We start from the raw sequence: 12,474 nt of genomic DNA on the forward strand, positions 1-12,474 counted from the left end.
GCACGGCCCTGGCCGCGGTGGCGTCGGCGCTCGCCGCCGCGGCGGCCGGGGACGGCGGGGCGGCGGCCGGCGGCGGCCGTGAGCGGGGCGGGACCGAGCGGGCCGAGCGGGCCGGCCGGGAGCGGCCGGCGGCCGAGCGGGGCCGCGAGCCCGGCGCGGGCCCGGTCGTGCTGTACGCGGGCGCGGAGCGCCTCGACGCCCAGCGCTGCACGCTCGGCGAGCCCCCGCTGCTGGACGGCGCGGTGCTGTCCCTGGGCGCCCCCGCCGAGCCCGAGCCGCACCCCGAGCTCGACGACGCCCCGACCCAGCTGCACGTGGTGGCGGGCCCGGACGCGGGCGGTGTCCATCTGCTGCACGGCGGGCAGATCACCGTGGGCCGCTCCGCCGACGCCGACGTCCCGCTGGACGACCCCGACGTCTCCCGCGTCCACTGCGCGGTCACGGTCGCCCCGGACGGCCGCGTCTCGGTGGCCGACCTCGGCTCCACCAACGGCACCGCGCTGGACGGCCGGCCGGTCGGTGACCGCCCGCTGCGCTTCGCGCCGGGCGCGCTGCTGCGCATCGGCGAGTCCGCCCTGCGCCTGACCCCGGCCGCCGGACCCGGCGCGCGGCTGCGCACGGCGCCGGACGGCGAGGGTCACGCGCGGGTGCCCTCGGAGACCGGCGACAGCACCATGCCCGCGAGCCCGGCGTCCGCTTCGGCGGCCGGCCCCCTCGGCGCCCGGCCGACCCATCTCTCCTACGGCTCCGCGAGCTGGGGCGTCTCCGGTGACGTACCGGGTGCGAGCGAGCACGCGCCCGTGCAGCCCCCCGTGGTGCCCGCGCAGGGCGGCGCCCCCCGCATCGAGGGCCACGACGGGGACGCGTACGGCGGGGGCACCCACGCGGGCCGCTCCGGAGTGGCCGGCCGGCCCGGCGCCTTCGCCGCCCATGACGACCCGGAGGCCCCGCAGGACCCCGCGCCGGGTACGGCAGCGCCGCACGGCCAGGAAAGCGGCACCGTCGGCGCGGGCGGCCGCAAGGGAACCCCGCTGCGCGGCACCGAGGTCCCGCCGGGCCTGCGCCGGCGCGGCGGACTCGGCGCCTGGGCGCGCAGGCTGGCCGGTGGCCGCGCCGACCAGCAGCCGGCCCGCCCGGAGGAGTACGCGACGACCGGCACGGCCGGCGCATCGCACGGGACGGCGGGCGCGCCCGTGCGGTACGCGACCTCCCCGCAGCTGCCGGAGACCTGGCCGGACCCGGCGGCGCTGCTGCTGACCGCCCTCGGCCCCGGGCCCCGGCTGTGGGAGCGCGGTCCGGGCCACCCCGAGACGCTCACGGTCCGGCTCGGCACCGCCGACCGCCCCGCCCCCGACGGCTCGGGACTGCTGCCCGCCGTGCCCGTGACGGCGAACCTGCGCGAGGTGGGCGCCCTGGGCCTGGCCGGCCCGCGCGCCCGCCTGTCCGGGCTGGCGCGGGCGGTGCTGGCGCAGCTCACCGCGCTGCACTCCCCCGACACGCTCGAAGTGGTCCTGCTGTGCGCGGACCGCGCCCGGCCGCTCCCGGAGCGCACCGCCGAGTGGTCCTGGCTGGGCTGGCTCCCGCACACCCGCCCGGTCCACGGTCAGGACTGCCGTCTCCTCCTGGCCTACGACCGCGAACAGGCCACCGCGCGCACCGACGAACTCCTGCGCCGCCTGGAGGACCGGACACCGCAGGCCGCCCCCGCGCCGGACCCCGCGCCCGCCACCGCCCGGCGGCCCTCCTGGGCCCGGGACGACGACACGGCGGACGCGCGGGGCTTCGCCGGGCCGTACACCGTGCTCGTCGTGGACGGCGACCCGGGCGGCGCGGACGTACGGGAGGCGGTGGCGCGGCTGGCGCAGGAGGGGCCGCGGGCCGGGATACACGTGGTGTGCCTGGCCGAGGCGGTGCCCGCCTCCCCCGCGTCCCCGGTGGCGGAGACGTACGAGACGGCGTGCGCCGCGTCGCCGGTGTTCCGCGAGTGCGGCGCGGTGGCGCTGCTCAGCGGCGACGTGGCGACGGCGCTGCGGCTGATGCGCGTGGCGCGCACGGGCCCGGCCGAGACCGCGGCCGCACCCGTGGGGCCCGGCACCGTGGCCGTGGTCGACGCCGTGTCCCCCGCTTGGGCCGAGCGGTTCGCGCGGGCGCTGGCGCCGCTGCGCACGGACACCGTCGCCGGTGACCGGCCCGCGCGGGTGTCGGCGCCGCTGCCGCTGTCGGCACGGCTGCTGGACGAGCTGGGACTTGCCCGGGCCACCCCGGCGTCGCTCCAGGCCCGCTGGGCGGACGCGGCCGACGACACGGCGGCCCTCGGCGGGCGCGCCTGGGCGATACTCGGGGCCGGTCCGCGCGGCCCGGTCTGCGCGGACCTGGTGGCCGACGGCCCGCATCTGCTGGTCGAGGGCCCTTCGGGCAGCGGGCGTACGGAGCTGCTGCGGTCCGTGGTGGCCTCGCTGGCCGCCGCCGAGCGCCCCGACCGTCTCGGCGTCGTCCTGCTCGACGGCAGGGACGGCACCGGCGCGGCCGGCGGCCACGGCGAGGGCCTGCGCGTGTGCACGGACGTGCCGCACGTGACCACCCACCTCACGGCCAACGACCCGGTCCGCATGCGGGAGTTCGCCCAGTCGCTGAGCGCCGAGCTGAAACGCCGGGCCGAGCTGCTGGGGCGCGCCGGCTTCGCGGAGTGGCACACCCACCGCGAGGTGTCCGGCCGCATCGTCGCCCAGCGAACACCACCGGGCAGGGGCCCTTCCGGCTCCCGGGTGAGCGGCCTCTCGGCGTCAGGCCCGGCAGCGGCCGGTCCGGGTACGGCGGGATCCCCGGCGGCGGTACCCCCGGCGGCCGGACCCGGCACGGCCGGACCCGGTACGGCCGGACCCGGCCCGGACCGCGCCGAGGGCGCGGGCGGCACGGGCGGCACGAGCTGTACCGGGGGCACCGGTGGTGCGGCCTCAGGTGCGGGCGCCGCCGATCTCGACGCCCCGCCCAGCTCCACCCTGCGCCTGCGCCCCTCGGCGCCCCGCGCCCGTGCCGAGGCCGCGACCGCGCCGCCGCTGCCCCGGCTGGTCGTGGTCGTCGACGACCTGGACGCCCTGGTCTCCCCCGCGCTCGGTTCGCCGGGGCGGCCCGCAGCGGGGTCGGTCATACGCGCGCTGGAGGCGGTGGCCCGCGAGGGCGGGCGGCTCGGCGTGCACCTGGTGGCGGCCACCACGCCCGGCGGCCGTACGGCCGAGACGGAACCGGCCCGGCTGGCCACGCTTCGGGTCACGCTGGAGGCGCCCGCGGCCGGCCCGGACGAGCCGGCGCCCGGACGCGGCCGGCTGACCCGCGCGGACGGGCTGACGACCGCCTTCCAGGGCGGCCGCGTCACGGGCCGCATCCCCCGTACGGCGACCCAGCGCCCCACGGTCGTTCCACTGGAGTGGGACCGGATGGGCGACCCGCCCGCCCGGCGCTCGGTGCGGGAGCTGGGCAACGGGCCGACGGACCTGGCCCTGCTGGCCAGCGCCCTGGAGCGGGCGGCGAGGGAGGTGTCGGCGGCCGAGGTCCCCTCACTGCTCTGATCCCCCGTTCGCACGCGTGGCCCCTGACATGGAGTCACGACGTGGTCACGATCGCCCGCTTGACACTGTGGGCGCTCTTGCCGACTTCCTGACCCCGGCGTAGACCAGAGCGCACGGGACAGCGCTCGACGTTCGACGAGGAATACGAAGAACGGGGCAGTGATGCGCAGCACGAGCAGCACCATCCGGACACACACGGCCACGAGGAGCACCGCCGGCAGAGCCGCGAGGACGGCGGCGGTGGTCGCCGCGGGAGCACTGGCTCTCTCCCTCACCGCCTGCGGCGGCTCGGACGACAAGAAGAGCGACGGCGGTGCGAGCAGCAGCGGCGCACCCGCGACCGGCGCCACCGTCACCCTCCCCAAGCTGGACGGCACGACCCTGGAGGTCGCCGCCGTCTGGACCGGCGCAGAGCAGGCCAACTTCAAGAAGGTCCTCGCGGAGTTCACCAAGCGCACCGGCGCCAAGGTCACCTTCGTCCCCGCCCAGGACCCGATCATCAACTTCCTCGGCTCGAAGATCGCGGGTGGCCAGCCGCCGGACGTGGCGCTGCTCCCGCAGCCGGGCGCCATCAAGCAGGCCGTGGACAAGAAGTGGGCCAAGCCGCTGGGCGCCGAGGCCCAGGCGCAGCTGGCCAAGAACTACTCGCGGGGCTGGCAGGACATCGGCAAGGTGAACGGCAAGCAGTACGGCGCCTACTACAAGGCCGCCAACAAGTCGCTCATCTGGTACAACGCGAAGGTCTTCGAGAACGCGGGCGCGGCTGAGCCCAAGACGTGGAAGGACCTGCTGTCCACCGCGCAGAAGGTCTACGACTCCGGGGTCACCCCGTTCTCCGTGGGCGGCGCCGACGGCTGGACGCTCACCGACTGGTTCGAGAACGTGTATCTCTCCCAGGCGGGCCCGGAGAAGTACGACCAACTGGCCCAGCACAAGATCAAGTGGACGGACCCGTCCGTCAAGCAGGCCCTGACGACCCTCGCGCAGGTCTGGTCGAAGAGGGACTACCTGGCGGGCGGCCCGAGCGGCGCGCTGCAGACGGAGTTCCCGGCCTCGGTCACCCAGACCTTCACCGGCGGTGACCAGCCGAAGGCGGGCATGGTCTTCGAGGGCGACTTCGCCCAGGTCAACATCGGCGAGACCAAGGCCAAGGTGGGCACGGACGCGAAGGTGTTCCCGTTCCCGGCCGTGGGCTCCACCGCCCCCGTGGTCTCCGGCGGTGACGCGGCGGTGATCCTGAAGGACTCCAAGGCGGCGCAGGCACTGGTCACCTTCCTCGCCTCCTCGGACGCGGCGACCATCCAGGCCAGGCTCGGCGGCTACCTCTCGCCGAACAAGAACGTGCCGAACTCCGCGTATCCGAACGAGGTGCAGCGAAAGATCGCGCAGGCGCTGATCGAGTCGGGCGACAACTTCCGCTTCGACATGTCCGACCAGGCCCCGCAGGCCTTCGGCGGCACCCCGGGCAAGGGTGAGTGGAAGGACCTCCAGGACTTCCTGAAGAACCCCTCGGACGTCGCGGGCACCCAGGCGAAGCTGGAGAAGGACGCGGCGGCGGCCTACGGCAGCGGGAGCTGACCGCGATGACGTCGGCACCGGCGGAGGGCGTCGCCAGGACCCCGGCGACGCCCTCCGCCCCCCGCAGCCGCAAGAGCGTGACCGGCACCCGCAGGACAGTCGCGGCCCTCTTCCTGCTGCCCGCGCTGGTGCTGCTCGGCGCGCTCGTGGTCTACCCGATCGGGTACTCGATCGTCCGCAGCTTCTACAACGCCTCAGGCGACGGATTCGCGGGGATCGACAACTACAAGGCCCTGTTCACCGACGACGGCATCCGCACCGCGCTGAAGAACAACATCATCTGGGTGGTGTTCGCCCCGGCGGTGGCCACCGCGCTCGGCCTGATCTTCGCGGTGCTGACCGAGCGGGTGCGCTGGGGTACGGCGTTCAAGCTGGTCGTCTTCATGCCGATGGCGATCTCGATGCTGGCGGCCGGGATCATCTTCCGGCTCGTGTACGACCAGGACCCGGACAAGGGCGTCGCCAACGCGGTGTGGGTGGGCGTCCACGACACCTTCGCGCAGTCGTCGGCATTCCCGAAGGCGCACCCGGGCCGGAACTCGCCGCTCAAGCCGGACAACGGCGGCGACCAGGGCGGCTTCCTCACCACCACCCCGGTCCACACCGGCCAGTGGGTGGCCCTCCCGCTGGTCGGCGTCGCCCCGGACCAGATGCCGAGCAGCGCTGAGCGTGCCGTGCGGGCCAAGGCCGAGCCGGGCAGAATCACCGGCACCACCTGGCAGGACTTCACGCGCGGCAAGGGCGTCGGCAGGCTCGGCGCGGTCGACCCGTCCGAGCTGGGCTACGCCGGGATGCGCGTCGAGGCCGTGAAGGACGGCAAGGTGGTGGCCTCCACCAAGGCCGCCGACGACGGCACCTTCACCCTGCCCGCGAGCGCGGACGGCGCCCTGTTGCGGCTTCCGGCGGGCAACTTCAAGGAGCCGTACAACGGGGTCGACTGGCTGGGCCCGTCGCTGGTCACGCCGGCCATCATCGGGGCGTACGTGTGGATGTGGGCCGGGTTCGCGATGGTGCTGATCGCGGCGGGGCTCGCGGGCGTGCCCCGGGAGCTGCTGGAGGCGGCCCGGGTGGACGGCGCGAACGAGTGGCAGGTGTTCCGCCGGGTCACGGTGCCGCTGCTGGCGCCGGTGCTCGCGGTCGTCGCCGTCACGTTGATGATCAACGTGCTGAAGATCTTCGACCTCGTCTACATCATCGCCCCGGGCTCCTCGCAGGACGACGCGAACGTGCTGGCGCTGGAGCTGTACCGCAAGGGCTTCTCGGAGGGGCAGCCGGGCATCGCCAGCGCCATCGCGGTGTTCCTGCTGCTGCTGGTGATTCCGGTGATGCTGTTCAACATGCGCCGGCTGCGGCGGGAGGTGCGGCGATGACGGCGGAGGCATCGGCTGCGGCGAAGATGACGCCCGCCGAACCGGCCGGGGCCCGGCAGTCCCTCGGCTCGCGGCTGGCGGACGCGGTCAGCGGCGGGCTGGTCCGGGTGTTCCTGATCCTGGTGGGCCTGTTCTGGCTGGTGCCGACGATCGGTCTGCTGCTGTCGTCGCTGCGCTCGCCGGAGGACATGAGCGGCAGCGGCTGGTGGACGGTCTTCAGCAAGCCCGCGCAGCTCACCTTCACCAGCTACCAGAAACTGCTGGAGAACGGGGACATCACCAGTTCCCTGCTGAACACGGTCCTGATCACCGTGCCCGCGACCGTGCTGGTGGTCGTGGTCGGCTCGCTCGCGGGCTACGCGTTCGCGTGGATGGAGTTCCCGGGCCGCGACTGGTGGTTCCTGATCGTGGTGAGCCTGCTGGTCGTGCCGGTGCAGGTGGCGCTCATCCCGATCGCCGAACTCTTCGGCAGGATCGGCCTGTTCGGGACGATCTTCGGGGTGATCCTCTTCCACACGGGCTTCGGCCTGCCCTTCGCGGTGTTCCTGCTGCGGAACTTCTTCGCGGAGATCCCCCGCGAACTGCTGGAGGCGGCCCGGCTGGACGGCGCGGGGGAACTGCGCCTGTTCGCACGGGTGGTGATGCCGCTCGGCGGGCCCGCGATCGCGAGCCTGGGCATCTTCCAGTTCCTGTGGGTGTGGAACGACATGCTGGTCGCGCTGGTGTTCACCAAGTCCGGGACGCAGCCGATCACCGTGGCGCTGCAGACGCAGGTGCGCCAGTTCGGCAACAACATCGACGTGCTGGCGCCGGGCGCGTTCATCTCGATGGTGATCCCGCTGGCCGTGTTCTTCGCCTTCCAGCGGCAGTTCGTCTCCGGCGTGATGGCGGGCGCGGTGAAGTAGCCGCGCGGGCACGGGACATCGGGGGCGGACCGGGAACGGCCCGCCCCCTTCCGCTGTCCGGCCGATGTCCCCCACATGCCGGAGGGGACCGTAACCGATTCACTCCTTCGGACGTTCCAGGGTCGTTGCCGGGCAGAGCGCCCGCACCGACCGTTGGATGTCCCCGTTGCCCAGGTTCAGTCTCCACGTCCTGATGTGCGCGGTCCGGCTGGGACCGCGCCGCGCGTTGCGCGCGCCGGGCCGGGCGACGGTCCTGCTCCCGCGGACGCTGCGACTGGCCCTCAGACTCCTGCGCGCCCTGTGCGCCGCCCTGTTCCGGGCGTGCGCGGCGCTGTTCCGGGGCCCCGGCACACGCTCCGCCACCTCGCGGCCCACCCCCACCCGCCCGTCCACCTGGCGTCCGTCGGGCCGCCCGGGCCGCGGCCGCCGCGGCGGGCCCAAGGCCAGGACCGACACCAGGACGGGAGCCGGTACGGGCGCCAGGACCAGGACGGGAGCCGGTACGGGCGCCAGGACCACGACCAGGACCAAGACCAGGACCACGACCGAAAGAGCAGAATGCCCCGCTTCAGCATCATCGTCCCGTCCCATGGGGTCGTCGGCCGGCTCTCCCTGGCGCTGGACTCGGTCCTCGCCCAGTCCTTCGGCGACTTCGAGCTGATCCCGGTGTGCGACGCGCCCGGCGCCCCGGGCGCGGACGTCGCCGCCGGATACGCCGGGCGGGACGCGCGGGTGGCCCCGGTGCACTCGTCCCCGGCGGCGGGCCCGGGCGCGGCGCGCAACGCCGGGATGCGGGCGGCCACGGGGACGTACCTGCTGTTCCTGGACGGCGACGACATGCTGGCGCCCGGCGCCCTGGCCGCGCTGGACGCCCGGCTCGCAAAGACCGGGGACGTCGACGTGCTGTACTTCGAGCACGAGCGCACGCCCTGGTGGGAGGGCGCGCCCGCCAATCCGGCCGCTGAGCTGCTCGCGGGGGCGCCCGCGCACGCCTTCTCCCCCGAACAGGCCCCGTGGCTGACGGGCGTGCGGCTGCCCGTGTGGAGCGCGGCCTACCGGCGTTCCTTCCTCACCGGGCACCAGCTCGCCTTCCCCGGCGGGCACTGGACCGGCCTGGGCTGGAGCGGCCTGGTCACGGTGGCCGCCGGACGGGTCGCGGTGCTGCGCCGGGTCGTCGTACGGCATCTGCTGCGCCGGCAGGGCAGCAGGCTGCACCAGCCGGGCGAGCACCAGTTCGACCTCCTCGAGCAGGGCGAGCGGGTGCTGGTGCGGGCGGCCGCCGCGGGCCTGTCCGAGGGACGGTACGCGGCCCTGTTCACGCAGGTCCTCGACGTCGTACTGGACACGGCCGCGCACCCCGGACGGCTGCCCGCGGGCCGGTGCCGGGCCTTCCTGCGCCGGGCCCGCCGGCTGTACCGCAGACACCGCCCGGCCGGCTTCCGCATGCCCGGCGGCCGCCCGGGTGCGCGGCTTCGGCTGCTCGCGGCGGGCGCGTACACGGCGTTTCGCGCCCTGTGCGCCGGGGACCGGGCGGCCGTGCGGGCCGCGGGGAGGCTGCCGCGCGGCCGGCGGCTGCGGGCCCGCCTGACCTACCGGTGGCATCTGTGCCGCCCGCTGGAGGAGGACCTCGTCGTCTACTGCGCGTACTGGGGCCGCGGTTACGCCTGCAGCCCGGCCGCCCTGCACGCCAAGGCACGTGAACTCGCCCCGCATCTGAGGGGGGTGTTCCTGGTCGAGCCCGGCCAGGAACACACCGTGCCGCCGGACGTCGACCACGCGGTGATCGGCAGCCCCCGCTACTGGAGGGTGCTGGCCCGCGCCAAGTACCTGGTGAACAACGCCAACTTCGCCGACGCCGTGGTCAAGCGCCCCGGCAGCGTGCACCTGCAGACCCAGCACGGCACCCCGCTGAAGACGATGGGCTGCGACCAGTCGACGTACCCCGTGGTCGCCGCCGCCACCGGCAGCTTCACCAAACTGCTGGCCCGCGTGGACCGCTGGGACTACAACCTGTCCTCCAACCGCCACTCCACCGAGATGTGGGAGCGCGCCTTCCCCGGCGGGTACGAGCCGCTGGAGTACGGCTATCCGCGCAACGACGTATACCTCACGGCGGGCCCCGAGGACGTGGCGCGCGTCCGCCGGGAACTGGGCGTGCCCGAGGGCAGCACGGCCGTGCTGTACGCGCCCACCCACCGCGACCACCACACCGGCTTCGAGACGGGACTGGATCTCGAGGCCTTCTGCGCGGCGGCCGGCGAGGACGTCGTCGTGCTGCTGCGCGCCCACTACTTCTACGACCGCGGAGACCTGCGCGGCACCAGCGGCCGGGTCATCGACGTGACCGCGCACCGCTCCTCCGAGGACGTCTGCCTGGCCGCCGACGCGCTGGTCACGGACTACTCCTCGATCATGTTCGACTACGCCGTCCTCGACCGCCCCATCGTGGTCCTCGCCGACGACTGGGAGGTCTACCGGGAGACCCGCGGGGTGTACTTCGACCTGATGGAGACCCCGCCGGGGCCGGTGGTGCGCACCCCGCACGAGCTGGCCCGGCTGTTCCGCGACGGCTCCTGGGCGGGGGCCCGCTCGGCGGCGCTGCGGGCGGCGTTCCGTGAGCGGTTCTGCCAGTTCGACGACGGGCGGGCCGCCGAGCGCGTGGTGCGCCGGGTGTTCCTCGGCGAGCCGCCCGAGGCGCTGCCGCCCGTGATCCCGCTCGCCGAGCGGGCCCCCGCCCCCGCCGCGGCCACTTCGGTAAGGAGCTGACGAGAGCAGTGCCCCGCTTCAGCGTCATCGTCCCCTGTTACAAGGTCCAGGGCTTCCTGCGCGAGTGCCTGGACTCGGTCCTGGAGCAGTCGTTCCGGGACTTCGAGGTGATCGCCGTCGACGACTGCTCCCCGGACGGCTCGGGCGCGATCCTCGACGAGTACGCGCGCCGCGACCCGCGCGTGCGGGTGCTGCACCTGCCCCAGAACGTGGGACTCGGCCGCGCCCGCAACGCGGGCATGCCGCTCGCCGGCGGCGACTACCTCTTCTTCCTCGACAGCGACGACACCCTCACCCCTGGCGCGCTCGGCGCCATGGCCGGCCGCCTGGAGGAGACCGCCGACCCGGACGTGCTGGTCTTCGACTACGCGCGCACCTACTGGTGGGGCGGGACCCGGCGCAACGTGCTGGCCCGGGTGCTGGCCGAGGCGGGCGAGGAGACGTTCACGGCCGCCGGACAGCCCCGGATCCTGGACCTGTTGATGGTGGTGTGGAACAAGCTCTACCGGCGCGACTTCGTCGAGGCGGGCGGCTTCACCTTCCCGCCGGGCTACTACGAGGACACGCCCTGGACCTTCCCGGTGATGCTCAGCGCCGGGCGGATCGCCACCCTGGACCGGATCTGCCTGAACTACCGCCAGCGCCGGCAGGGCAACATCCTTTCCACCACCAGCCGCAAGCACTTCGACATCCACGACCAGTACGAGCGGGTCTTCGCGTATGTCGACGCCCACCCCGAACTGGCCTCCTGGCGGCCGTATCTGCACCGCAAGATGGGCGAGCACTGCCTGGACATCCTCGCCAAGCCCGACCGGCTGCCGCCGTCCGACAAGGCCGAGTTCTTCCGCCGTACCGCCGAGCTGTTCCGCGCGCACCGGCCGGAGGGCGCGCCGGTGGACGGGGAGGTCCGGGCGCTGCTCGGCGGGTACGCCGCCCACCGGCTGCGGCGGCAGTCCGGGCGGGCCCGGCGGGAGCTGGGGCGCCGTGCGCTGCGGGCGCGCCGGGCGGTGGCCGGGCGGGTCAAGGGCGGCTGGGCCGCGCTGCACACGCTGCGCCCACTGGACCCGGACCTGGTCCTGTACTCGGCGTTCTCGCACCGGGGCGCGCTCGGCGACCCGGCGGCGATCCACCGCAAGGCACGCGAGATCGCCCCTCATCTGCGCGGGGTGTGGGTGGTCCAGGACGCGGCCCAGGCCGAGCGGGCGGGGCTGCTGCCCCCGGACGCGGAGTACGTGCTGCCGGGCTCGCTGCGCTACCGCCAACTGGCCGCGCGGGCCGGCTACTTCGTCAACAACGTCAACTGGCCCGGCTCGCTGCCCAAGCGTCCCGGCAGCGTCCACATCCACACCCACCTGGGCACGCCGCTGAAGTTCATGGCGGCCGACCTGCTGGGCAAGCCCGGCGCCCGGCACGGCCTGGACGTGCCGGCCATGCTGGAGCGGGCCGACCGCTGGGACTACAGCCTGGTCGCCAACCGTCACTCCGAGCTGGTCTGGGAGCGGGCCTACCCCTGCCGCTTCACCTCGGTGCGCACCGGCAGCCCCCGCAACGACGTGCTGGTCAACGCGCGGCCGGGTGACGGCGCCGCGGTGCGCGCCCGGCTCGGCGTCCCGCCCGGCGACACGGTGGTGCTGTACGCGCCGACCCGCCGCGACTACCGGCGCGGCGGGCACGTCGAGCGGATCGACCTCGACCGGTTCGCGGCGGACCTCGGCCCGGGCCACACCCTGGTCGTACGGCTGCACCCCTCGCTCGCGGCCGGCCCCGCGCGCGGCATGGGCCTGGCCGAGCTGCACCGGCGCGGGGTGCTCGTCGACGCCACCGACGAACCGCACGTGGAGGACGTCATGCTCGCCGCCGACGTGCTGGTCACGGACTACTCGGCCCTGATGTTCGACTACGCCGCCCTCGACCGGCCGATCGTCGTCCACGCCGACGACTGGGGCGCGTTCACGGCGAGCCGGGGCGCGTACTTCGACATCACCGCCCAGCCGCCCGGCCATGTCACGGGCTCGTACGCCGAGTTGGCCCACCTGTTCGCGTCGGGGCGCTGGCGGGACGCGGAGTCGGCGCGGCTGCGGGAGGCGTTCCGGGCGCGGTTCGGCGAGTTCGACGACGGCTGGGCGGCCGAGCGGGTGGTACGGACCCTGCTGCTGGGCGAGAAGGGCTGGATGCCGGAGCCGTCCGCCCCGGCCCCGGTCCCGGCCGCCGCCGCCCAGGTGCCCGCGCAGGCCCTCGGGCACGACCGGCTCGCACCGTCATGAGGGCGCCGGTGAAGACGCGGACGAT

The 12,474-nt window shown here is 74.8% G+C and carries 6 protein-coding genes; all 6 read left to right on the plus strand.

The window, feature by feature from the left end; genetic code table 11:
* The coding region (locus IE249_RS30060) for an FHA domain-containing protein (protein WP_229859553.1) at positions 1-3,566 on the plus strand (3,566 nt) is incomplete at its 5' end.
* Between the two features lie 162 nt (positions 3,567-3,728).
* Positions 3,729-5,144, plus strand: a complete 1,416-nt coding sequence (locus IE249_RS30065; RefSeq protein ID WP_189709821.1) for an ABC transporter substrate-binding protein — start codon at positions 3,729-3,731, stop codon at positions 5,142-5,144.
* Between the two features lie 5 nt (positions 5,145-5,149).
* The gene (locus IE249_RS30070) at positions 5,150-6,514 is read left to right on the plus strand and encodes a carbohydrate ABC transporter permease (protein ID WP_189709823.1); all 1,365 of its coding nucleotides are present in this window, start codon (positions 5,150-5,152) and stop codon (positions 6,512-6,514) included.
* Complete coding sequence (locus IE249_RS30075) at positions 6,511-7,419, plus strand: carbohydrate ABC transporter permease (protein WP_189709825.1); 909 nt, start codon at positions 6,511-6,513, stop codon at positions 7,417-7,419. The genes IE249_RS30070 and IE249_RS30075 overlap by 4 nt, the downstream gene beginning before the upstream one ends.
* Before the next feature lie 558 nt (positions 7,420-7,977).
* Complete coding sequence (locus IE249_RS30080) at positions 7,978-10,185, plus strand: bifunctional glycosyltransferase/CDP-glycerol:glycerophosphate glycerophosphotransferase (protein WP_189709827.1); 2,208 nt, start codon at positions 7,978-7,980, stop codon at positions 10,183-10,185.
* 8 nt (positions 10,186-10,193) lie between these two features.
* Positions 10,194-12,449: a bifunctional glycosyltransferase/CDP-glycerol:glycerophosphate glycerophosphotransferase gene (locus tag IE249_RS30085; RefSeq protein ID WP_189709829.1), complete on the plus strand. Its 2,256-nt coding sequence runs from the start codon at positions 10,194-10,196 to the stop codon at positions 12,447-12,449.
* The last annotated feature ends 25 nt before the right edge of the window (positions 12,450-12,474 follow it).

Source organism: Streptomyces anandii JCM 4720, from assembly GCF_014650655.1.
GTDB classification, from domain to species: Bacteria; Actinomycetota; Actinomycetes; order Streptomycetales; family Streptomycetaceae; genus Streptomyces; species Streptomyces anandii.

Coding starts and splice junctions, on each gene's coding strand:
- IE249_RS30065 (WP_189709821.1), top strand. CDS start 3,729: ATGCGCAGCACGAGCAGCACCATCCGGACACACACGGCCACGAGGAGC.
- IE249_RS30070 (WP_189709823.1), top strand. CDS start 5,150: ATGACGTCGGCACCGGCGGAGGGCGTCGCCAGGACCCCGGCGACGCCC.
- IE249_RS30075 (WP_189709825.1), top strand. CDS start 6,511: ATGACGGCGGAGGCATCGGCTGCGGCGAAGATGACGCCCGCCGAACCG.
- IE249_RS30080 (WP_189709827.1), top strand. CDS start 7,978: ATGCCCCGCTTCAGCATCATCGTCCCGTCCCATGGGGTCGTCGGCCGG.